We start from the raw sequence: 23478 nt of genomic DNA on the forward strand, positions 1-23478 counted from the left end.
TCAGATGGCGGTCTGTCGCCCTCAAGGACCGCCATGCCTGCCCAGACCGCCCTGATCCGCCGCCATGCCGACGAGGCTTCCCTGCCGCCGGCGGCCAGCGCCAACGGCGGTGCGCTGGCCGAACGCCTCGCCGGCAAGTACCGCGATCGCGTGACCGGGCAGTTCGTCATTCCCGCGCGCGAAGGACGCTACGAGGCGCTGCCCGACGACCTGCCGGCGGCGTTGGCCGGCGCGCTGCGCCAGCGCGGCATCGGGCAGTTGTATTCGCACCAGGCCGAGGCGTGGCGGCAGGCGCAGGCAGGCGACCATCTGGCCATCGTCACGCCGACCGCCTCCGGCAAGTCGCTGTGCTACACGCTGCCGGTGGTGGCGTCGGCGCTGTCGAAGCGCGGCAAGGCGCTGTACCTGTTCCCGACCAAGGCGCTGGCGCAGGACCAGGTGGCGGAGTTGCTGGACCTGAGCAGGGCCGGCGACCTGGGCCTGAAGGCCTTCACCTTCGACGGCGACACGCCGGGCGATGCGCGGCAGGCGATCCGATTGCATGGCGACATCGTGGTCAGCAACCCGGACATGCTGCACCAGGCCATCCTGCCGCATCACACCAAGTGGGCGCAGTTCTTCGAGAACCTGCGCTACGTGGTGATCGACGAAGTGCATACGTATCGCGGCGTGTTCGGCAGCCATGTGGCCAACGTGCTGCGTCGGCTGAAGCGGGTCTGTGCGTTCTACGGCGCCACGCCGCAGTTCATCGTCTGCTCGGCCACCATCGGCAATCCGCAGGCGCATGCCGAAGCGCTGCTGGAACTGCCGGTGCATGCGATCACCGAGTCCGGCGCGCCGAGCGGCGAGAAACACGTGCTGCTGTGGAATCCGCCGGTGGTCAATCCGGATCTTGGCCTGCGCGCCTCGGCGCGGTCGCAGAGCAACCGCATCGCGCGGCTGGCGATCAAGGCGGGGCTGAAGACGCTGGTGTTCGCGCAATCGCGCACGATGGTCGAGGTGCTGACCAAGTACCTGAAGGACGTATTCGACAGCGATCCGCGACTGCCGGCGCGCATCCGCGCCTACCGTGGCGGCTACCTGCCAACCGAGCGGCGCGAGGCCGAGCGTGCGATGCGCGACGGGCGCGTGGACGGGATCATTTCGACCTCGGCGCTGGAACTCGGCGTGGACATTGGCAGCCTGGATGCGGTGGTGCTGAACGGCTATCCGGGCTCCATCGCGGCGACATGGCAGCGGTTCGGCCGGGCGGGGCGACGGCAGCAGGCGTCGCTGGGCATCCTGGTCGCCAGTTCGCAGCCGCTGGACCAGTACGTGGTGCGGCATCCGGAGTTCTTCGCCGACAGCCCGCCGGAGCACGCACGCATCGCGCCGGACCAGCCGATGATCCTGCTCGACCACGTGCGCTGCGCCGCGTTCGAATTGCCGTTCCTCGCCGGCGAACCGTTCGGCCCGGTCGATCCGACGCCGTTCCTGCAACTGCTCGACGAAGACAGCGTGGTGCACCGCGAGGGCGACCGCTACGAGTGGATCGCCGACAGCTATCCGGCCAATGCGGTGAGCCTGCGTTCGGTGGCCGATGGCAACTTCGTCGTCGTCGACCGCACCGACGGACGGCAGGCGATCATCGCGGAAGTGGACTTCAGCGCCGCGCCGCTGACGCTGTACGAAGGCGCCATCCACATGATCCAGTCCACCCCGTACCAGGTGGAGCGGCTGGACTGGGAAGGGCGCAAGGCCTACGTCACCCGCACGCACGTGGACTACTACACCGATGCGATCGACTACACCAAGCTGAAGGTGCTGGAGCGCTTCGACGGCTGCATCGCCGGGCAGGGCACCTGCCACCACGGCGAAGTGCACGTGGTGCGGCGCGTGGCCGGCTACAAGAAGATCCGCTACTACACGCACGAAAACATCGGCTACGGTCCGGTGAACCTGCCGGACCAGGAGATGCACACCACCAGCCTGTGGTGGCAGCTGCCACCGGCACTGCTGGAGTCCGCCTTCGAGTCCCGGCAGGACGCGCTGGATGGCTTCCTCGGCGCGGCGTACGCGCTGCACATCGCCGCCACGGTCGCGGTGATGGCGGAAGGTCGCGACCTGCAGAAGGCGGTCGGCGACGGCGACGGTGCGTGGTTCGCCTTGCCGGATACGCAGGGGCGTGGCCAGCTGCGTGGCACCGAGAGCCAGGTGCTGTCGCCGGTGTCGGGCGAGCGCTTCATTCCCACTGCGTACCTCTACGACAACTATCCCGGCGGCATCGGCCTGAGCGAACCCTTGTGGCGGCGCCAGCGCGAACTCGTACAGCGTGCGGTGCAACTGGTGTCCGCATGCGACTGCAAGGCAGGCTGTCCCGCCTGCGTCGGTCCTGTGCTGGCGAACGACGAGGACGCCGACACCACGCCGCGTGCGCTGGCGGCGCGCGTGCTGCACCTGCTGGATGCCGCATGAGCGTCAGCCTGGAAAAACTGCAACGGCTGCGGCGCCAGGTGGGGCATGACAGTGCTCCTTTGCGGTCCGCGCCCTTGCCGCCGGTGCACGATCCCTTGCCCGCCTTGCGGCGCATGCTCGGCATCCGTGAGCGCGCACGGCCTGCGCTGGTCGCGCGCGCCTGCGACCGTGCGCTGCCGGGCGAGGAGATCGCACCGGGTCTGCTTCGCCTCGAACAGGTGCTGCCATTCGACGACGTCGCATCGCACATCGACGGCACCTTCGCGCGGACCGGTGCGTTGCCGACGCAGGGCATGCTGTTCTTCGACACCGAAACCACCGGCCTGTCCGGCGGCACCGGCACGCGCGCTTTCATGGTGGGCGCGTCGGATTTCGTGCCGGACGGCCTGCGTATCCGCCAGTTGCTGATCACCCACCTGTCGGCCGAGCCGGCGATGCTGCGCGAATTCTCGCGCTGGCTGTCGGAAGACACCCGGCTGGTCAGCTACAACGGACGTTGTTACGACGCGCCCTTGCTCGCCACCCGCTACCGGTTGGCGCGGCAGGGCACGCCGCTGGCCGGCATCGAGCATCTCGACCTGCTGTTCCCCACGCGACGGCGCTACCGCGGCGTGTGGGAGAACTGCCGGCTGGCGACCATCGAACGCAACGCGCTCGGCATCGTGCGCGAGGACGACCTGCCCGGGTCGGAAGCGCCCGGTGCGTGGCTGCAGTACCTGCGTGGCGGCGATGCCGGCCTGCTGCGGCGCGTGCTGCAGCACAACTTCCAGGACGTGGTGACGCTGGCGCACCTGCTGTTGCACCTGGCGGCGCCGGATGATGCCCGGACCGGGGGGAGCGTAGCCGCCTGCGATCCGCCTTGACCTGGCACGGAGGCGGGCGGATGCTGCTGCGTCGGAACCCACGAAGACGCATGACCCGTCTGCCCTGCCACGGGAGTCATCCCTTGCCTCGTCGCTTCGTCCTCTGCCTGCTGCTCGCAGGCGCATCGTCCACTGCTTTCGCCCAGGACGTCCTGCCGCCCGTCGACCGTTTCCATGTCGGGGCAGGGCGCTACTGGGCCGACCATGACCTCGACACCCGCTGGGATGCCAGCGACGGCTCGATGGGCACACAGGTCAACTTCCAGCGCGATCTCGGCTTCGTCGACCGCCAGGATGCGCTGGTGTGGAACATCGGCGGCAGCGTCGGCGAGGAACGGCGGCACGCGTTCGATGCCTTCGGTTACGACTACGACGACGACACTGCGCGGCTGCTGGACCGCACGCTGCGGATCGGCGACAACGCCTATCCGGTGGACGCCGACCTGGCCGGGCGCATGGACCTGAGGGTCACCGGCGTCTCCTACACCTGGTTCTTCCACCAGGACGGGCGGCGCGCTTTCGGCGTTGGCCTGGGCGCGATGCGCTACGAGGTCGACATCGATCTCGATGCCACGGCGACGGTCGCGGGTTCGCCGGCCGCCTATGCCAATTCGCTGTCGGAGGACGAGTGGGCGCCGATGGTGCGCGCGGACTATGCGCAGGTGCTGTCGCCGCGCTGGCGCTGGGGCGCATCGCTGGCCTACACGAAGAAGAACGGCGGCAACGTCACCGGCGATGCGCGCGACGTGCAGCTGCGGCTGGAGTACTTCCCGTGGCAGCACGCCGGGTTCTCGCTGCGCTACAACTACAACGACGTCGACCTGGATTTCGAACGCACGCGCTTCGACGGCAGCCTGAACCTCAACAACCGCGGGCCGCAACTGCTGGCCATGCTGCGTTTCTGAATCCGCGCGCTGTCGGGGCGCCACCGACAGCGGAGTGTGAAGCGCTGCGCATTCCCCGCATCGCGCCTCAAGAATGGCCCGGCACGGCCGACACCCTTGCTAGATTCCATGGGTCCGTGCCTCCCGGAGCGGGAGGCATGCAATGAACTTGCAAGAAAAAAGGGGACGTGCCTTGCGCATTCTGTACGTTGGCGACACCGCCTGCCTGCCTGACGATCTGGCCGACTACATCGGCGACATGGGCGACGAGTGGACCGTCGAAACGGTGGCCGACGGGAAATCGGCGATGTTCGCGGTCGCCAACGGGCCCGTCGACGTGGTGATGGTGGGGCCGGCGTTGCCGGACCTGCCGCCGGCCACGCTGCTGGGCCAGATCCGCACGCTGCGGTCGGAAACCATCCGCATCGCCTTGCTGGAAGGCAGCGCCGACAGCCTGGCGGCGCCGATCAAGCTGATCGGCGTGGCGCACCGCTTCCTGCCGTTGCCGCTGACGTCGGAGACGGTGCTGGAGTCGATCCACAGCTTGGAAGAGCTGCGCGACCTGCTGGACAGCCCGCGCCTGCGCCGTGCGATCGGCCGCGTCGAACATCTGCCGTCGCCGCCGCACCTCTACTTCGCGCTGACGCGCGCGCTGGAAGAGGACGAGGGCACCGCCAACGACATCGCCAAGCTGGTGGCCGGCGACCCGGCCATCGCCGCCAAGGTGCTGCAGCTGTGCAACTCGGCGTACTTCTCCAATGGCCGTTCCATCACCGACCTGCGGGCGGCGGTGACACGCCTTGGCCTGGGCACGCTGCGCGATCTGGTGCTCGCCAGCGAGGTGTTCTCGATGAAGACCACCTCCAGCGTCGACCGCGGCGCACTGCAGCAGCGTGCGCTGCTGGCCTCGCGGCTGGCGGCGAAGATCCTGCCGCGCACGAGTTCCGAACTGGGCGCCACCGCTGCGCTGCTGGCCGACATCGGCCTGCTGCTGCCGGGGGTGCGCGACGAGCGCGATACGCCGGCCACCGAGGACGACGACCGCCCTGGCCACACCGAGGCGGGCGCCTACCTGCTCGGCCTGTGGGGCCTGCCGATGCCGATCGTCGAGGCGGTGGCGTTCCACCGCCAGCCGCAGCGGTCCAGCCTGCGCAGCTTCTGGGTGCCGGGTGCCGTGCACGTGGCGGGCGCGCTGGCCAGCAACGAGCCGGTGGACGAGAGCTACCTGAAGTCGCTGGGCGTGCTGGACCAGTTGCCCAACTGGCGGCAGATGGCCGAAACCATGGTCGAGCGCGCCGAAGAACAGGCCGCCTGATCTGCGTAGCGGCGTAGCCCGGGTAAGCGAAGCGCACCCGGGAGACGTGATGCATCAGCAACCCCGGGTGCGGCCGACGGCCTTACCCGGGCTACGGACTAGCCGATAGCCGGCGGCTCCGCCAGTCTCGCCCTGAGCGACGGAAGGGTGTACAAATGTACACCCATGAGTCCCATCGACCTGCCTCCGCAACGTGCCGCCGTCCTGGCCTTCCTGCGCCGGGAGCTGGCGGCCGGGCGCGCGCCCAGCCTGGCGGACATCGCCGACGCGTTCGGCTTCGCCTCGCGCAATGCCGCGCAGAAGCACGTGCAGGCGCTGGTCGCCGACGGTCTGCTGGAACAGGCGCCCGGGCAGAAGCGTGGCCTGCGCTTGCCCGGTGGCATGGCCGACCTGCTGCCGTTGCCGGTGCTGGGACGGGTGGCCGCCGGCCAGCCGATCGGCGCCGACATCGGCCTGGACGAACAGCTGTGGCTGGACCGCCGGCTGTTCTCGCCGCAGCCGGATTACCTGCTGAAGGTGAAGGGCGATTCGATGGTCGACGACGGCATCATCGATGGCGATCTGGTCGGCGTGCATCGCACCCCGGACGCGCGAGACGGACAGACGGTGGTGGCGCGCATCGATGGTGAACTGACCATCAAGCGGCTGCAGCGCGAACGCCGCCGCATCCGCCTGCTGCCGCGCAATCCGGCGCACGCGCCCATCGACGTGCAGCCGGGGCAGGACTTCGCCATCGAAGGCGTCTACTGCGGCCTGGTGCGGCGCGGCTGACGTGGGCGCCGTCGTCGCCCTCGACACGCTGCTGGCCGCGCGCACGCTGTGGCATGCGGGGCGCAGCGCCGCCATCGCCGCCGACGGCGAACCCACCGGCCACGCTGCGCTCGATGCGTTGCTGCCGCAGGGCGGCTGGCCACGACGTTCGCTGACCGAACTGCTGCTGCCCGCCGACGGCGTGGGCGAACTGGCGCTGCTGCTGCCCACCCTGGCGCGGATGACCCAGGCCGGCAGCACGGTGGCAGTGATCGCGCCGCCGTACATTCCGTATGCGCCGGCGTGGCAGGCCGCCGGCGTGGACCTGTCGTTGCTGGAAATCGTCGACGCCGCGCCACGCGATGCATTGTGGGCGTTCGAGCAATGCCTGCGCAGCGGCGCCTGCGCGGCGGTGCTGGGCTGGCCGGTGCAGGCCGATGGGCCTGCGCTGCGCCGCCTGCAGGTGGCCGCCGACAGCGGTGAATGCCTGGGCTTCGCATTGCGCGACCGCCGCCATGCCGCCAATCCCTCGGCCGCCGCGTTGCGGTTGGAAGCCGTCAGCGATGCGCAGGGCGGCAGTACCTGGCAGGTGCGCAAATGCCGCGGTGGGCCGGCGCCCGCGCAGACCTTCGCGCTGGTCGCGCATTGAGGCCCACCGATGCTCTGGGCCTGTGTACTGCTGCCGCAGCTGGCGCTGGACGCCGTCCTCCGGCGTTTGCCTGATCCCGACGCGCCGCTGGCGCTGGTCGGTGGTCCGCTGCAATTGCGTACCCTGCATGCGGTGAACGCATCCGCTGCGCAGTCGGGTCTTCGTGCCGGTATGCGCCTGACCGCCGCGCATGCGCTGCTGCCGGAGTTCGCGATGGTCGAGCACGACCCGTCGGCAGAAGCACGCTGGCAGCGTTTCCTCGCGTCATGGGCGTACCGGCACAGCTCGCTGGTCAGTGCGCAGTGGCAGGGTTGTCTGGTGCTGGAGGTGCGGGCCAGTTTCCGCCTGCTCGGACCGTGGCCGCGTATCGAGGCGCGGTTGCGCGAGGAACTCGTCGGGCTCGGTTTCCAGCACCGCATCGCCTTGGCACCCACGCCGCGTGCGGCGCATGTGTTCGCCGGCCTGCGCGATGGGCTGGCGATGATGCAGGCCGAGGCGATGGCCGATCTGCTGGATCGCGTGCCGGTGCGGCGCGCGCGTCTGCCGGACGACACCGGCGAGCGCCTGCACCGCATGGGCATCCGCGACCTGCGCACGTTGCGCGGTCTGCCGCGCGACAGCCTGCGTCGTCGCTTCGGCCTGCCGGTGCTGGAACACCTGGACCGGCTGTACGGGAAGGCCGACGATCCGCTCGCGTACTACGCGCCGCCGGACCACTTCGATGCGCGGGTCGAACTCGGCTACGAAGTCGAGAGCCACATGGCGCTGCTGTTCCCGCTGCGCCGGCTGATCGGCGACCTGTGCACCTACCTGTCCATCCGCGACGGCGGCGTGCAGCGCTTCGTGCTGCGGCTGGAACACGAGGAAGGGCACACGGACGTGGAGGTCGGCCTGTTGGCCGCCGAGCGTGAACCGGCGATGCTGTTCGAGCTGACCCGCAACCGGCTGGAGCGCGTGCAGATCGACCGGCCGGTGGTCGGCGTGCGGCTGCTGGCGCGCGAACTGCCGCCGTTCGTGCCGGCCGCGCGCGACCTGTTCGACACGCGCCCGCAACAGCAGCTGCCATGGCCGCAGCTGCGCGAACGGCTGCGCGCGCGCCTGGGCGACGAAGCCGTGCATCGTGTGGCGCCTGCCGGTGACCCGCGTCCGGAGCGCGCCTGGCGCCGCGTGCAGGGCGATGGCGAACGCATGACGCAGGCACCGGTGCGCCCGCCGCGACCGGCCTGGTTGCTGCCGCAGCCGATCCCGCTGCGCGATCCGCATCCGCGCATCGTGTCCGGCCCGGAGCGGTTGGAGAGCGGCTGGTGGGATGGCGAGGACGCGCGCCGCGACTACTACGTGCTGGAAACCTCGCAGGGCCAACGCGCCTGGGCGTTCGCGCCACCGGGCGAGCAGGGTGGCTGGATGCTGCACGGGTGGTTCGCGTGAGCTGGGACGATGCGGTGGATGGCGTCGACCGCGACACGCCCGGCGGTCGTCCGCCGCGCGCGTGGGAGGTCGCGCAACGCCTGCGCCTGTCGATGGCGGCGAAAGACGACGGACCGCGCGAGGATGCGTGGCCGGCCTACGCGGAACTGCATTGCCTGTCGGACTTCTCGTTCCTGCGCGGGGCGGCCAGCGCGGAGGAACTGTTCGAGCGCGCACGTGATCTTGGATACAAGGCGCTGGCGATCACCGACGAATGCTCGCTGGCCGGCATCGTGCGTGGCTGGGAAGCGGCGCGTGCGACGGAGGTGAAGCTCATCGTCGGCAGTGAGTTCACCCTGGCCTGCGGACTGAAATGCGTGCTGCTGGTGGAAACCGCAGCAGGCTACACGCGACTCTGCGAACTCATCACCACCGCGCGGCGCGCGGTCGACAAGAAGGGCTACCGGCTGACACGGCAGGACGTTGAGCGCATCGTGTCGGATGTCGATCCGGCGGTCTGCGGCCTGTTCACCCTGTGGCTTCCGTCGCAGCACATCGACGATGGAGAAGGACGCTGGTTGCAGTCGGTCTTCGGCGAACGTGCCCATCTGGCGGTGGAGCTGCACCGCGAACAGGACGACGCGGCGCGACTCGCGGGCCTGCTGGACGCGGCTGCACGTCTGCGGATGACGGCGGTGGCGAGCGGCGACGTGCACATGGACGTGCGCCGCCGTCGCGCCCTGCAGGACACGATGACCGCGATCCGCCACGTCACGCCGCTGGCCGACTGCGGGGCGCACCTGTTCCGCAATGGCGAACGCCACCTGCGCACGCGGCGGGCGCTGGGCAACATCTATCCGCGTGACCTGCTGGATAACGCCGCGACCTTGGCGCGACGTTGCCGCTTCGACCTCAAGCGCGACATCCATTACCGGTATCCGGCGGAACTGGTGCCGGAAGGGCATACGCCGACGACGTGGTTGCGCGAGCTGACCGAGCGCGGCATGCGTGAGCGGTGGCCGGAAGGGACGCCGCCGGTCATCGTGCGGCAGATCGATGGCGAACTCGCGCTGATCGAAGAACTGCAGTACGAAGCATTTTTCCTGACGGTGGAGGACATCGTCCGTTTCGCCAAGGACCGAAAGATTCTTTGCCAGGGACGTGGTTCGTCGGCGAACTCCGCGGTGTGCTTCGCGCTTGGCATCACGGTGGTGAATCCGGCCGAGAGCCGGCTGCTGATGGCCCGCTTCCTGTCGAAGGATCGTGGCGAGCCACCCGATATCGACGTCGACTTCGAGCACGAGCGTCGCGAGGAAGTGCTGCAGTACGTCTACGGCAAGTACGGTCGACACCGCGCCGCGCTGGCGGCGACCGTGATCCGCTACCGCGGAAAGAGCGCGGTGCGCGACGTGGCCAAGGCGTTCGGCCTGCCGCCCGACCAGATCGCGCTGCTGGCCGAATGCTATGGCTGGGGCAATGGCGAGGCGCCGATGGAGCAGCGACTGCGCGAAGCCGGCTTCGATCCGGAAAATCCGTTGATTCGGCGGGTGTTGGCGGTGACCGACCAGTTGCGCGACCACCCGCGCCACCTGTCGCAGCACGTGGGCGGCTTCGTGATCGGCGATGCACCGCTGTCGACCGTGGTGCCGGTCGAAAACGCCTCGATGGACGACCGGACCATCATCCAATGGGACAAGGACGATCTGGAGACGATGGGTCTGCTCAAGGTCGACTGCCTGGCGCTGGGCATGCTGACGTGCATCCGCAAGGCCGTGGATCTCGTCGAGCGGCATAGAGGGTTCAAGCTGGATCTGGCCAGACTGCCCAACGGCGACGAGAAAACCTACGAAATGATCCAGGCCGCCGACACCGTCGGCGTGTTCCAGATCGAGTCGCGCGCACAGATGAGCATGCTGCCGCGATTGAAGCCGAACAAGTATTACGACCTGGTGGTGGAAGTGGCGATCGTGCGCCCTGGTCCGATCCAGGGTGGCATGGTCCATCCCTACTTGCGCAGGCGGCAAGGCAAGGAAGAGGTGACCTATCCGTCGGAAGAAATCCGCTCGGTGCTGGAGCCTACCCTGGGCGTGCCTTTATTCCAGGAGCAGGTAATGGAGCTCCTGATGAAGGCAGCCGACTACACGGATAGCGAGGCGGATGGTCTGCGTCGGTCGATGGCGGCCTGGGGGCGTGGTGGTGACATGGAGCCGCACCGGATCCGCGTCCGTGAGCGCATGACCAGGAAAAACTATTCGTCGGACTTCATCGACCAGATCTTCGAGCAGATCAAGGGCTTCGGTTCCTATGGATTTCCACAGAGCCACGCGGCCTCGTTCGCCAAGCTGGTCTACATCAGCTGCTGGCTGAAACGCCACGAGCCGGCGGCGTTCGCCTGCGCGCTGCTCAATGCGCAACCGATGGGGTTCTATTCCGCCGGCCAGATCGTTCAGGACGCGCGACGCGGCAGGGGCGGGCGCGTGGGCATCGAGGTGCTCCCGGTCGACGTGACCCGCAGCGAATGGGACAACACGCTGGAGGGAGGGTACGTGCGACGCGGTATCGACGACGGCGGACAGGCGGCGTTGAGACTCGGCTTCCGCCAGGTCAGCGGGCTGTCGAAGGACGCGGGTGAAGCGATCATGGCCGCGCGTGCGCAACGCGCCTTCACCGACGTGCGCGACCTGTGCCTGCGCGCCCGCCTCGACGAGAAGGCGCGTACGGCACTGGCGGAAGCGGGCGCGCTGCAGTCGCTCGCCGGCCATCGCCATGCCGCCCGCTGGGCGGTCGCCGGCATCGAGCGGCAGCGTCCGCTGCTGCCCGGCAGCCCCGACGAGGACGCGATCGCCTTGCCCGTGCCGACAACGGGCGAGGACGTGACCTCGGATTACCGCACCACCGGATTGACGCTGGGCGCGCATCCGCTGTCGCTGCTGCGCGAGCGCCTGGGTCGGCAGCGCGTGGTGGACTCCCGCCAGCTGCGCGGGCTGCCGCATGGGCGAGGGGCGTTCGTGGCGGGCATCGTCACGCAGCGGCAGCGGCCGGCAACGGCAAAGGGCACGATCTTCGTCACGCTCGAGGACGAGCATGGCATGGTCAACGTGGTGGTGTGGTCGCACGTGGCGTTGCGCGACCGCAAGGCGCTGCTCGGTGCGCGGTTGATGGCCGTTCGCGGACGCTGGGAGCAGGTGGATGGCGTGGAGCACCTGATCGCGCGCCGGCTCGAGGATTTCAGTCACCTGCTGGGCGAGATCCAGCCCGGTTCCCGCGACTTCCACTGAGGCGATGATGCGCGCCCTCGCCACCCTGACCGACGACCTGTTCGCGCCCGCGATGGTGCAACTGGTGGACGATGCCGAAGGTGGCGTCCGCTATTGGCCTGAGGTCATCGATCCGCTGACCGCACGTGCCTGGTTCGACAGGCTGCGCGCAAGCGCGGCGTGGACGCACCTGCAGCGGCCGATGTACGACCGCATCGTCGACGTGCCGCGGCTGCTGGCGAACTACGCCGTGGACGCATTGCCGGACGACCTGCCGCTGGCCGCGCTGCTCGCCTGCGTGCAGGCGAAGGCACCGGCGCCATACTCGCACATCGGCATGAACCTGTACCGCGACGGCCACGACAGCGTCGCCATGCACGGCGACAAGCTGCATACCGTGGCGGCGCATCATCCGATCACGCTGGTTTCGCTGGGTGCACCGCGGCGCATGCTGATCCGTGCGCGTGAAGGCAAGCGCGAGACCGTCGCGGTCGACCTCGCATCGGGCAGCGTGCTGTCGATGAGCCATGCCTCGCAGCGCACGCATGAGCATGGCATTCCGAAGACCCGTCGATCGCAAGGGCCGCGGATCAGCGTGGTGTTCCGGGTGAGGCCGGCGCCTTCCTCTTCAAGTCATCCATTGTAGGAGCGACGTAAGTCGCGACCGGAGATGTTTGCAGTCCGGAACTTCTCTGGAACACTGCACGATGACGTGCCATGGCCGATCAGGCGTGCGGTCGCGACTTACGTCGCTCCTACAGAAAGCCGAAAAAAGCGCCGCGAGGGGATCGCGGCGTGGAGGGCAAGGACTGCTTGAAATAGGGGGTGCTGTCGTCAGCCCATCAGCTTGAACAGCGACAGCTGCTGCATTTGCATGAAGACCGTCTGCGCGGCCTGCAAGGCGGTGTTTTCCATCTGGTAGCGGCCGATGGCCTCGGCCCAGTCCAGGTCGCGCAGTCCGGACAGCGTGTCCTTCAGGGTGATGTTGTTGGCTTCGCGCAGCGAGGCGGCGGTCTCGATGGCCGACAGCTGCGCGCCGCCGCTGGCGCGCGCGTCGATCATCCTGCCCTGTGCGGTGCCGATGTCGCGCATCGCACCCTGCAGGCTGTTCTGCATGGCGGCGCGCTGTGCGTCCGTCGTCGGACTGGTGTCCAGCGTATCGATCAGCCCCTGCACGGTGGCGAAGATGTCGCGGCTGCCCGACGGACCCAGCGTGAAGCTGTCACCGTTGGCAGGCTGGCCGTCGATCTTCATCTGCACGCCGGCGAAGGCGATGCTTTCGCCCTTGGCGTACGTTCCCGACGTCACAGGATTGCCGCCCGCGTCCGTCACCTGGTAGGTGTTGCCGGCGCCGAACGACAGCGTGTACGTGCCGCCGTTCCACACCGTGGAATCGGTGATGCTGAAGCCCATCAGCAGGCCGGTGCCGGTGTTGCCGCTGGTGGGCGCGCCATCGATGCGACCGTCGCCGGTGCGCAGGCGCAGGAAGACATCGCTGCCGGGCAAGGTGTCGGACACGAACATGTCCGGCGCCACTTCCACCTGCCGCTGCGTCTGGTCGCCGCTGTAGATCACGCCGCCGCCGCTGAGCGCGAACGGCGCGCTGCCGTCGCTGGTGCCGCCGAACAGGTAGCGGCCGGCGCCGTCGGTGCTGTTGGCCAGGTCGAGCAGGCCGGCATGGATCGCCTTCAGTTCGGTGCTGATCGCGTGCCGGCTGTCGTCGCCCATGGCGGCGTTGTTGGCCTGGATGACGAGCTCGTTGATGCGCGCCATCGCGTCGCCGACGCGGGTCAATGCGTTTTCCTGCAGGCCCAGACGGTTCTGCACCGCGTTGGCGTTCTGGCCGAAGCGTTCCAGTTCGGCGACCGCGCGGTCCAGTCCGACGGCGGTGCCGGCGGCGACGGGATCGTCCTTCGCCGTCACCAGCCGCTGTCCGCTGGCGAGCTGCTGCTGGGTGTGCGCCAGCTTCGCCTGCTTGGCCAGCATCGTCGAGATCGACTGCTGGTACATCATGTTGGTCGAGATGCGGTAGTTCATCGGCGGGTCGCAGCCAGGAGCGATTGGAACAGGGTGTCGGCGGTGGCGATGATCTGCGACGCGGCCTGGTAGGCCTGCTGCAGGCGCATCAGGTCGGCCGCTTCCTCGTCCAGGTTCACGCCGGAAATCGCATCGCGCGAGGCCTGCGCCTGATCGTGGATGACCTGCTGCGCCTGCGCGGAATAGTCGGCCTGCCGTGCGGCGGAACCGACCTGCGTGGTCAGGCCGCCGATGGCGCCGTTGAGGGTCAGCGTGCCGCCGTTGAGCACGCGGGCGTCGTCCAGGTTCGACAGCAGCTTCGCGTTGCCGTTGTCGCTGGAATTCGCGCCTGTCGGGCCCACGCGGAAGCTGTCGCCCGCGGCGGGCGCGCCGTCCAGCACCACGCTCCAACCGTTGTACGCGACGGTCTGACCCGGCGTGTACGGGAACGGACCGGTGCCGTTGATCGTGTACTGGGTGGCGTCGAGGAAGTCGATGTCCACCGGGGCCAGCAGGTTGGCGTTGGCGGCATCGGTCACCGTCAGGCCGCTGAGCTTGCCGCTGCCGGTGTTGGCGAGGTCGGTGGTGGTCTTGACCGGCGTCGCCGCGGCGATGCGTGCGGGATCGGTGATGGCCACGCCGAGGTTGCCGGCCGCGCCCGCGGTGGGTTGCAGCAGGAAGCGGTCGTTGGTGCCCGGCGTGGTGCCCGGCGCCAGTCGCAGCTCGATGCCATTGACCACCAGCGGATCGGTGGCCGTGCCGGTGCCGGTCATCGGGATGCTGGCGCCGGTATCGGGATTCGTCGCCACCCAGGCGGCGCCGTCGAAGCGCAGCAGCACGTTCTGCGCATTCAGTGCGCCCACGCTGCCGACCGAGGTCTGCAGCACGGCGTTGCCGCTGTTGCCGGCGTTGGACGAGATGCGCGGTGCGGGCAGCGAGAAGAAATCCGCGCCCAGCTGGCCGTACTGGTCCATGCCGGCGCGGTGGCCGGCGTTGAACGTCTGCGCCAGCGAGGTGGCGACGCGGCCGAGTTCCGCCGCGGCCGGGTCCAGCACGGTGGTGCGGAATTCGATCAGGCCGCCGATCTGGCCGCCGAGCGCGCGCTTGTCCAGCGTGGTGCGCTGGCCGTTGGTTTCCAACGCGACCTGCAGGCGCTCGGGACGGTACGGATCGGGCACGGTCACCAGGGTGCTGGCGGTGGCACCCACCACCAGCGGCTGGCCGCCGGCGCTGAAGACGTTGACCAGGCCGCCGTCCTGCACGACCGCGTTGCCGCCGGTGTAGCCCACCAGTTCGCTGATCAACTGGTCGCGCCGGTCCAGCAGGTCGCCGGAGGGACTGGTGCTGCCGCCGATGCGACCATTGAGCTGTGCGATCTCTTTTGCCAGCCGGTTCACTTCGCCGGTGGCGGCGGTCAGGCCGGCATTGACCTCGATATCCAGCCCGTCGAGATGCTTGTCGATCTGGTGGAAGCGGGTGACCAGCGCATTGGCCTGCGCCAGCACGCTTTCGCGGTCCGCCGAGCCGGCGGCATTCGACGACAGCGCGTTGACCGAATCGAAGAAGCTCGACCATGGCGCGCTGATGCCCGTGGCCTTCTCGGAGAACAACTGGTCCATGCGCGTGGACAGCGTGGACAGCTGCTGCAGGCGCGCGAGTTCGCCACCGCTGTCGAGCAGGCGCGAGGTGGCCAGCGAGTCGGCCATCCGGCGCACGTCGACGATCTGCACGCCGTTGCCCTGGTAGCCGTAGCCGAAGTAGGTGCCGTCGCGCGATTCGAACTCCACGCGCTGTCGCGAGTAGCCCGGCGTGTTGATGTTGGCGACGTTGTGGCCGACGGTGGACAGGGCGCGCTGGAAAGCGATCAGGGCGCTGCTGCCGGTGGCGAGTAGGTTCGACATGCGTATTCCCCAGGTCAGCGCCGCAGCGCGTTGCCGATGGCGTTGCCCACGACGCTGCCGACCTTGCCGCCGACGGTGTCGCCGATGGCCGACAGCACCTTGCCCAGCGTGGGCCCGTTGGCGATGGAGGCGATCTTGTTGGCGTAGGTCGGATCGGTGGCGTAACCGGCACGCTGCAGGCCGCGCGCGAAGCCGGCGATGTCCTTGCCGGCCGACAGTGCCTGCTGGTAGCGCGGGTTGTTCTTCAGCAGCCGCACGTAGTCGGCGAAGCTCTCGGCAGGCGACGAGTACGCGCGGAAATCCGCGGTCTCGGTGTGCTTCACGCCGTTGGTGTACTCGTGCGTGGCGGTACGGGCGCGTTCGCCCTTCCAGCCGGTGGCCTTGATGCCGAACAGGTTGTGCGCGCTGCCGCCGTGGCCGGTCTTGATCTGGCGCTTGCCCCAGCCGGTTTCCAGCGCGGCCTGTGCGACCAGCGCCCGCGGGTCGACGCCCAGTTCCTTCGCCGCCTGCCTGGCGTGGTCCCAGATCTCGGCGACGAAGCGCTCGGGCGTGTTGCGCGCGTACCTGGACGGATCGGCCGACGCGACCTGTTCGACCTCGTCGCACGCCGCGGCATCCGGACGCACGGTGATCGTGTCCAGCGTGATCGTGCCGGGCAGGGCGCTGGTGTCGCGCGCACTGCTGCCAATGCCACGGCCGGCGATGGCGTCGAGCATGGAATCGGCTTCGCCACCGGGCAGCAGGCGCTTGTAGGCCGACAGCGCAGTGCTGGCAGGCACGGCAGGGGTGTTCGTGTCGGTCGCGCCCAACTGGCGCGCGATCATCGGCGCCAGGCCCAGCCCGCGGCCCTGCGACATCGCGGTGGCCAGCTGCTGGTCGTACATGTCGCGGAAGACCTGGTTTTCGCCCGGGAACAGCGAGTCGCCGAAGCCGGCTTCGCGCATGCACTTGATCATCATCTGCGCGAACTGGCCTTCCAGCTTCTTCGCGACGTCGTGGATGCGTGCGTTGTCCGGCGTGCCGCCGGCGTCGGCCAGCGGCAGGGCAGGATTCAACGTTCCGATGGGCATGCTGGCCATGTCAGATCACCTCGAGCTCCGCGCGCAAGGCGCCGGCCTGCTTCAGGGCTTCCAGGATTGCGATCAGGTCGCCGGGGGCGGCGCCGACTTCGTTGACGGCGCGGACGATCTCGTCCAGCGAGGTGCCGCCCTCGAACTTGAACATGCGGCTTCCTTCCTGGCTGACCGAGACGCTGGACTGCGGCGTCACCACGGTCTGTCCGCCGCGCGAGAACTCGTTCGGCTGGCTGACGTTGGCCGCTTCGGCGATGGTCACCGTCAGCGAACCGTGCGTGACCGCGGCCGGCATCACCTGCACCTGCGCGCCGATGACGACGGTGCCGGTGCGTGCGTTGACGATAACCTTGGCCGGTGCGCTGCCCGGCGTCAGCTCCAGGTTCTCGACCTGGGCGAGGAAGTTGATGCGGCGGGAGATATCGGCGGGTGCGCGCACGGCGACGGTCACCGCGTCCAGCGCGTACGCATTGCCGGCGCCGAAGTTCTGTTCCAGCGCCGCGACCATGCGCGACACGGTGGTGAAGTCGGCGCGATGCAGGTTCAGGGTGATGGTGCCTTCGCCGCTGTCCAGCGCATTCGGGATCGCGCGTTCGACGGTGGCGCCGTTCGGGATGCGGCCCACGCTGGGCACATTGACCGACACGCGCGAACCGTCCTTGCCTTGCGCGCCGAAGCCGCCGACCACCAGGTTGCCCTGGGCGATGGCGTAGACCTCGCCGTCGGCGCCGCGCAGCGGGGCCATCAGCAGGCTGCCGCCGCGCAGCGACGTCGCGTTCCCGATCGACGACACGGTGATGTCGATCGGCTGGCCGGGCTTGGCGAAGGCGGGCAGGTCGGCGTGGATGGCCACGGCCGCCACGTTCTTCAGCTGCGGATTGACGTTGGCCGGGACGTTGACGCCCAGTTCGCCCAGCATGTTCTTCAGGCTCTGCACGGTGAAGGGTGCCTGGCTGGTGCGGTCGCCGCTGCCGTCCAGGCCCACGACCAGGCCGTAGCCGACCAGCGGGTTGCTGCGCACGCCGCCGACCTGGGCCAGGTCCTTGATGCGTTCGGCGCGCGCGGCCGGCGCCAGGCAGATCAGCACCAGGCCGATCCACGCCAGCAGGCCGAGCAGGGTGTAGGTGTCGATGCGGCGCGGCTTTTTCGCGGGCGTCGGCGCGGCGTCGTTGGTGTCGTTGGCGGCCATCACGCGATGCTCAGTTCGGGAAGATCGGGGAATTGAAGAAGCGGCCCAGCCAGCCCATCGAATTGGACTGCGCGATGGCGCCGCGACCGCCGTAGGCGATGCGTGCGTCGGCGACCTTGCCGGAGGAAATGGTGTTGTCCGGGTTGATGTCGGCCGGGCGCACGATGCCCTGGATCTGCACCAGCTCGTCGCCCTGGTTCAGGCGCATGTTCTTCTGGCCCTGCACGACCAGGTTGCCGTTGGGCAGGCGCTGGATCACGGTGACCGTCACGCTGCCCTGCAGGCGGTTGCTTTGCGCGCTGTTGCCGGTGCCGTTGAAGCCGCGGTCGCCGTTGACCGAGGCGCTGAGGATGTCGCGACCGTTGAGGGTGACCGGTGCGCCGGCGATGTTCGGTGCCGCCAGCGCGATCTCGCTCTTCTTTTCGACCGAGGTGGTGGCCGAGGTCTGCGCGGCGGTGTTCTCCACCAGGTTGATCGTCAGCAGGTCGCCGACGTCGCGTGCGCGGCGGTCGGCGTAGAGGTTCAGGCCGGGGCCGGCGCGGTAGATGGAACCGGCGGTGGCCGGCGCCGTGGCCGCGACGACGGGCTGGATCGGCTGCATCGGCGCGTAGGGGCGCACGTCGCCGTAATAGCGCGCACAGCCCGGCAGCAGCATCAGCGCGCAGGCGAGGGTGGTGGCGGACGTGGAGCGCTTCATGGCGTGTCTCGTGGCGTGACGGAGGGGTGCGGCGTCAGACGTTGTTGTTGAGGTAACCGAGCATGGAGTCGGTGGTGGAGATGGCCTTGGCGTTCATTTCGTAGGCGCGCTGGGTTTCGATCATGCTGACCAGCTCTTCCACCACGTTGACGTTGGAGCCTTCCAGCGAACCCTGCACGACGCTGCCGAGGCCGTTGAGGCCGGGCGTGCCGTTCTGCGCGGGACCGGACGCGGTGGTCTCGACGTAGAGGTTCTCGCCCTTGGCCTGCAGGCCGGACGGATTGACGAAGTCGGTGAGCGTCAGCGAGCCGATCTCCAGCGCCTGTGCCTGGCCGGCCATCGTCACGCTGACGGTGCCGTCGTTGCCGATGGTCAGCGACTGCGCGCCTTCCGGCACCTGGATGCCGGGTTGCACGGGGTAGCCGCTGTTGGTGACCAGTTCGCCCTGCGCGTTGATCTGGAACGAGCCATCGCGCGTGTAGGCGGGCGAGCCGTCGGGCAGCAGCACTTCGAAGAAGCCGCGGCCGTTGACCATGACGTCGAGCGAGCGGCCGGTCTGCTGCGGGTTGCCCTGCTGGAAGTCCTTGGAGGTCGACACGACGCGCACGCCGGTGCCGAGCTGCAGGCCGGATGGCAACTGGGTCTGCGACGAGGTGGAGCCGCCGGGCTGGCGGACCTGCTGGTACAGGAGGTCTTCGAAGCTGGCGCGGTCGCGCTTGAAGCCGGTGGTGTTGGTGTTCGCCAGGTTGTTGGAGACCACGGACATGCGCGTCTGTTGCGCATCCAGTCCGGTCTTGGCGACCCAGAGGGCCTGGTTCATGGCGGGGTTCCTCGCGGATGGAAGGGCGGAAGCGCGCGATGCGGTTCCTCGCCTCCTCTCAGGCAAGTCCTGTGCCGGAACGGGTGTCGTGGTTCTGGCGCTGGTGTTTCGGCCGAAGTGCGACCTTAATCATGGCCCGTGGCCGGTACCGGCATTTTTCTGACGGGATGCCTGCTCAAGCCCCTCTCCCTGCACCTGAGCCCCTCTCCCTGCGGGAGAGGGGTTGGGGAGAGGGCCAACGAAGTCCAATGCCCTCGATCCGCCCGTCGTCGGCACCACATCCGCCACGGGCTCTGCTTTTGCTGGCCTTGCGGGAGGCGCCTTCCACGTATTGAACATGGCGCCGCTCGCCGCGGGGGCCTTCTTTCTTTGCTTGTGCAAAGAAAGAAGCAAAGAAACACACCCCAGGCGGCACGCCCTCCGCGCTGCGCGCTCCGGGTTCGCGAGCTGGCCGGGAATTTTCGTAAGGCACATCCATGTGCCATACGAAAACGCCGTCATCCCTGACGGCGCCCTTCGGTTTGTACCCGGCCCACTCGCCGTGCCTCATGGGGACCCGGAAAGCGTGAGCAACAGCGAAAGCGGCTCTTGGGCCCCCTGAGGTCCGGCAGTCACGGCGGGTAAAACCCCGCAGGGGCGGCGCACAGGACGTGCGCCGTTTTCGGCCAGGGCAGGATGCCCTGTCCGAAAATTCCCGCCGGGACTGCGCACCCGCCGCGCAGCGGCGGGCGGACCGCCGGGGTGTGCTTTCTTTGCCTACTTTCTTTGCACAAGCAAAGAAAGTAGGGCCCCCGCGGCGAGCGGCACCATGCGTGAGAAAGAAGATCCATCCCGCAAGGCCATCGAACTGGAAGGTTCGCCGCGGACGTGATGACCGCCAATGGTGGCCTGGAGACATGGTCTCCGTTGCCCCTCACCCCAACCCCTCTCCCAGCGGGAGAGGGCTCAAGAATCAAGAAGCATCAGCCGCCGAGGCGCAGCAACTGGTTCGACGACTGCGCCATCTCGTCGCCGCTGCGGATCACCTTCACCTGCATCTCGAACTGACGCTGCAACTGGATCATCTGCACCAGCGCACCGGCCGCATCCACGTTGCTGCCTTCCAGCACGCCCATCGTCAGGCTGTTGCCGTTGGCCACCGGCAACGCCGGCGCCTGCGGATCCGACGGACGCATCAGGCCATCGCCCCCGCGGGCGAGCTGCGACTGCGCGGCTTCCACGATGCGCATGCGGCCGACCACGGCCATCGTCTGCGGGCCTTCGCCCTGCGGGATGATCGAGACCGTGCCGTCGGCGCCGATGTCGATCGACTGCGCGGGTGGCACCGCGATCGGGTTGCCGTTGTCGTCCAGCACCGCGCGACCACCCGCGGTGACCAGCTGGCCGTTCGGGGTGACGCTCAACTCGCCGTTGCGCGTATACGCCGTACCGCCATCGGCGGCCTGCACGGCCATCCAGCGGTTCGGCTGCAGCGAGATGTCGAGCGAACGCCCGGTGACCATCTGCGAACCGGTGCGGCCATCGAAACCGGGATCGATCAGCACCGCGTCGACGCGCGAGGGAAAGCCCTGGCCCTGGATCTTGAACGCCTCGGTGCCGGCCAGTGCGGCCTTGAAGCCCTTGGTGTCCACGTTGGCCAGGTTGTGCGACACGGTGCCCTGCGCCTGCAGTGAAGCGCGGGCGCCGGTCATCGCGACGTAAAGGGCTTTGTCCATGAGGCGAGTCCTGAGTGCAGAGAAGTGAGGGGTGAGTAGAGGCGTAGGCGGTGCGGGAGCGGAGAGCATCATTCGCTCCCCGCACTCCTCACTCCTTTCCGATCACTTCTGCTTTACCTGATGTTGATCACGGCCTGGGTGATCTGGTCCTGCGTGGACAGGGCCTGCGAATTGGCCTGGAAGTTGCGCTGCGCCACGATCATGTTGACCAGCTGCTCGGTCAGGTCGACGGTCGAGGCTTCCAGCGCGCCGGAGGCCACCTGGCCGAAGTCCGACGTGCCCGGCGCACCGATGCGCGGCTCGCCCGAGGCGTAGCTGTGCGTCCAGGTGTTGTTGCCCTGCGACACCAGGCCCTGCGGATTGCTGAAGTTGGCCAGCGCGACCTGGCCCAGTGCCTGGTCTTCACCGTTGGAGTAGCGCGCGTAGACCACGCCGGTCTCGGACACGCTGAATTCGTTGAGCTTGCCGGTGGCGTAGCCGTCCTGGTTCTGGATGCGCTTGGCGAACTGCTCGCCGTACTGGGTGGTGCCGCTGATGTTCATCGTCATGTTCAGCACGCCGGCACCGGTGCTGGGCGTGAACGGCGCCAGCGCGATCAGGCCATTGGCCGGCGCGGTCAGCGTGCCGTTGTTGTCGAACTGCACGGTGGTCGGCGCACCCATCGAGGCGCCGTCCACGTACGTGTGCATCTGCCACTCGTTCGGGTTCGGCGTCTTCACGTAGTAGACGGTCTGCTGGTGGGCCACGCCCAGCGAGTCGTACACGGTGACCGAGGTGGTCTCGTTGTAGCTGGCGCTGTCGGTCGGCGAGAACGGCGTGATGGTCGGCTGCGCGGCGTTGCCGGGCAGGGTGACGCCCAGTTCCACGTTGGTGGTCGGCGACGGCGGGCTGTCGGTGGTCAGCAGGCGCAGGTCGGTCATGTTGCCGGTGTCGAAGCCGACGCCGTCGGCGCGCGGCGGGAACACCTGCAGGCGGTAGCCTTCCGGCGTGGTCACGAAGCCGTTCGGGTCGCGCTGGAAGTTGCCGGCGCGCGTGTAGACGTTGGTGCCGTTGTTGCTGACCGTGAAGAAGCCTTCCTTGTCGATGGCCATGTCCAGGTAGCGGCCGGTCTGGTTGATGTCGCCCTGCGAGAACTGCTGGGCCACGTTGGTCAGGCGCACGCCGGCGCCGATGCCGTTGCGCATCAGGCCATAGCCGGTGGACGAGAACACCTCGGCGAACTCCGCGCGCGACTCCTTGAAGCCGGTGGTGTTGACGTTGGCGATGTTGTGCGAGGTGACGTTGAGGTCGGCGTTGGCCGCCCTCATGCCGGACAGCGAGCTGTTGAAAGCCATGGAAGACTCCTTGCAGGATGCGGTGGGAGTGAGAGGGTCAGGACGCCGACTTGCCGATGCGCAGCACGTAGTCGAGCGGGGCGGTGCCCAGGCCGGGCAGGTTGAGGTACAGGCCGTCGGAGCCGATGGTCACGCTGTCCACGGTGGCGTCGACGTAGGTGTTGAGTGCGGTGCCGGTGCCGTCGGTCGCGGTGTGGGTGGCCTTGATCGAGTACTTGCCGGCCTCGGCGCGTTCGCCATTGGCTTTCAGGCCATCCCACGCGAACGCGGTCTCGCCCTTGCCGGTGGCTTCGACTTCGACGGTATCCACCACGATGCCGCTGGCATCCTTGATCTCGAAGGTCACCTTGCCGGCGCCCGGCGACATCACCAGGCCGGTCGCGTTGCCGGAGGCGGGCAGGGCGATGGAGTCGGATGGCACCACCACCGAATGCCCGACCAGCGACGCGCCCTTGAGCACCTGGTCGCCGGTCAGCGCGGCGGTGAAGCCGTTGACGGTGCCGTTGAGGTCGCTGATGCCCTGCACGGTGGAGAACTGCGCCAGCTGCGCGACGAACTCGCTGTTGGACAGCGGTTTCAGTGGGTCCTGATTGCTGAGCTGCTCGGTCATCAGCCGCATGAAGTCGGCCTGGCCCAGCGTGTCGGCCTTCTTTTTCGGGGTCGCGCCGGTGCCGCTGGTGTTGAGGGCGGCGAACGGATCGCCATTGACGGTGGTCATGCGCGTACTCGGTCAGGGGAGGGACGCATCAGCGGCCCATGGTCAGGGTGGCCAGGGCGAGTTCCTTGGCGGTGTTCAACACTTCCACGCCGGCCTGGTAGCCGCGCGAGGCTGAGATCAGGTTGACCATCTGCGCGACCGGATCGACATCCGGCGCATAGACGTAGCCGTCGCCGTCGGCCATCGGGTGGCCGGGCTCGTAGCGTTTGATCGGCGGTGCTTCGCTCTGGGTGATTTCCTTCACCTGCACCGAGGTCAGCGAACCGTCGGCACTCAGCTTGCGCGCCTGGAAGATCGGCTCGATCGGCTTGTAGACCGCCTCCGGAGACGACGCGATGGAGTCGGCGTTGGAGAGGTTGCTGGCGATCGTGTTCAGGCGCACCGACTGCGCCTGCAGCGCGGAACCGGCGACGTCGAAGATGGGCAGGTTGCTCAT

At 68.4% G+C, this 23478-nt stretch carries 19 protein-coding genes; 9 read left to right on the top strand and 10 right to left on the bottom strand.

Features of this window, described 5'->3' with window-relative positions; translation table 11 throughout:
* Window positions 1-33 precede the first annotated feature (33 nt).
* The 9 genes from CSC78_RS07510 (at window position 34) to CSC78_RS07550 (ending at window position 12225) form a co-directional block, all read left to right on the top strand.
* On the top strand, window positions 34-2454 hold the full coding sequence (locus tag CSC78_RS07510; protein WP_162337290.1) for a DEAD/DEAH box helicase: 2421 nt from the start codon (window positions 34-36) through the stop codon (window positions 2452-2454).
* The gene (locus CSC78_RS07515) at window positions 2451-3317 is read left to right on the top strand and encodes a ribonuclease H-like domain-containing protein (protein WP_162337291.1); all 867 of its coding nucleotides are present in this window, start codon (window positions 2451-2453) and stop codon (window positions 3315-3317) included. The genes CSC78_RS07510 and CSC78_RS07515 overlap by 4 nt, the downstream gene beginning before the upstream one ends.
* A 50-nt stretch (window positions 3318-3367) precedes the next feature.
* Window positions 3368-4222, top strand: a complete 855-nt coding sequence (locus CSC78_RS07520; RefSeq protein ID WP_162337292.1) for a hypothetical protein — start codon at window positions 3368-3370, stop codon at window positions 4220-4222.
* Between the two features lie 142 nt (window positions 4223-4364).
* Window positions 4365-5516, top strand: coding sequence for an HDOD domain-containing protein (locus CSC78_RS07525; protein WP_162337293.1), 1152 nt, complete (start codon window positions 4365-4367; stop codon window positions 5514-5516).
* Window positions 5517-5681: 165 nt separating this feature from the next.
* Window positions 5682-6287, top strand: a complete 606-nt coding sequence (gene lexA, locus CSC78_RS07530) for a transcriptional repressor LexA (RefSeq protein WP_162337294.1) — start codon at window positions 5682-5684, stop codon at window positions 6285-6287.
* A 1-nt stretch (window position 6288) separates the two neighbouring features.
* On the top strand, window positions 6289-6915 hold the full coding sequence (gene imuA / locus CSC78_RS07535) for a translesion DNA synthesis-associated protein ImuA (protein WP_162337295.1): 627 nt from the start codon (window positions 6289-6291) through the stop codon (window positions 6913-6915).
* A 9-nt stretch (window positions 6916-6924) separates the two neighbouring features.
* The gene (locus tag CSC78_RS07540; protein ID WP_162337296.1) at window positions 6925-8343 is read left to right on the top strand and encodes a Y-family DNA polymerase; all 1419 of its coding nucleotides are present in this window, start codon (window positions 6925-6927) and stop codon (window positions 8341-8343) included.
* Entirely contained in the window at window positions 8340-11600 is a 3261-nt protein-coding gene (locus CSC78_RS07545; RefSeq protein ID WP_162337297.1) for an error-prone DNA polymerase, read from the top strand. Before CSC78_RS07540 ends, CSC78_RS07545 begins: the two co-directional genes overlap by 4 nt.
* A 7-nt stretch (window positions 11601-11607) precedes the next feature.
* On the top strand, window positions 11608-12225 hold the full coding sequence (locus tag CSC78_RS07550) for an alpha-ketoglutarate-dependent dioxygenase AlkB (protein ID WP_162337298.1): 618 nt from the start codon (window positions 11608-11610) through the stop codon (window positions 12223-12225).
* A 188-nt stretch (window positions 12226-12413) separates the two neighbouring features.
* Here CSC78_RS07550 and flgL read toward each other — a convergent pair whose 3' ends face one another.
* From flgL to flgC, 10 genes are all read right to left on the bottom strand, one after another.
* On the bottom strand, window positions 12414-13616 hold the full coding sequence (gene flgL, locus CSC78_RS07555) for a flagellar hook-associated protein FlgL (protein WP_162337299.1): 1203 nt from the start codon (window positions 13614-13616) through the stop codon (window positions 12414-12416).
* Entirely contained in the window at window positions 13613-15496 is a 1884-nt protein-coding gene (gene flgK, locus CSC78_RS07560) for a flagellar hook-associated protein FlgK (RefSeq protein ID WP_162337300.1), read from the bottom strand. The genes flgL and flgK overlap by 4 nt, the downstream gene beginning before the upstream one ends.
* Window positions 15497-15510: 14 nt before the next feature.
* Complete coding sequence (gene flgJ, locus CSC78_RS07565; protein WP_162337324.1) at window positions 15511-16566, bottom strand: flagellar assembly peptidoglycan hydrolase FlgJ; 1056 nt, start codon at window positions 16564-16566, stop codon at window positions 15511-15513.
* A gap of 10 nt (window positions 16567-16576) precedes the next feature.
* Window positions 16577-17758: a flagellar basal body P-ring protein FlgI gene (locus CSC78_RS07570; protein WP_162337301.1), complete on the bottom strand. Its 1182-nt coding sequence runs from the start codon at window positions 17756-17758 to the stop codon at window positions 16577-16579.
* Between the two features lie 10 nt (window positions 17759-17768).
* Window positions 17769-18455, bottom strand: coding sequence for a flagellar basal body L-ring protein FlgH (flgH, locus tag CSC78_RS07575; RefSeq protein ID WP_162337302.1), 687 nt, complete (start codon window positions 18453-18455; stop codon window positions 17769-17771).
* A gap of 34 nt (window positions 18456-18489) precedes the next feature.
* On the bottom strand, window positions 18490-19275 hold the full coding sequence (flgG, locus tag CSC78_RS07580) for a flagellar basal-body rod protein FlgG (protein ID WP_162337303.1): 786 nt from the start codon (window positions 19273-19275) through the stop codon (window positions 18490-18492).
* A gap of 962 nt (window positions 19276-20237) precedes the next feature.
* Window positions 20238-20990 carry a flagellar basal body rod protein FlgF gene (locus CSC78_RS07585; RefSeq protein ID WP_162337304.1) on the bottom strand — a complete coding sequence of 251 codons (753 nt, stop codon included), beginning with the start codon at window positions 20988-20990 and terminating at the stop codon, window positions 20238-20240.
* Between the two features lie 113 nt (window positions 20991-21103).
* The gene (flgE, locus tag CSC78_RS07590) at window positions 21104-22324 is read right to left on the bottom strand and encodes a flagellar hook protein FlgE (protein ID WP_162337305.1); all 1221 of its coding nucleotides are present in this window, start codon (window positions 22322-22324) and stop codon (window positions 21104-21106) included.
* A gap of 37 nt (window positions 22325-22361) precedes the next feature.
* Window positions 22362-23042, bottom strand: coding sequence for a flagellar hook capping FlgD N-terminal domain-containing protein (locus CSC78_RS07595; RefSeq protein ID WP_162337306.1), 681 nt, complete (start codon window positions 23040-23042; stop codon window positions 22362-22364).
* A 28-nt stretch (window positions 23043-23070) separates the two neighbouring features.
* Window positions 23071-23478: a flagellar basal body rod protein FlgC gene (gene flgC, locus CSC78_RS07600; RefSeq protein ID WP_162337307.1), complete on the bottom strand. Its 408-nt coding sequence runs from the start codon at window positions 23476-23478 to the stop codon at window positions 23071-23073.

The organism is Pseudoxanthomonas japonensis, from assembly GCF_010093445.1.
GTDB classification, from domain to species: domain Bacteria; phylum Pseudomonadota; class Gammaproteobacteria; order Xanthomonadales; family Xanthomonadaceae; genus Pseudoxanthomonas_A; species Pseudoxanthomonas_A japonensis.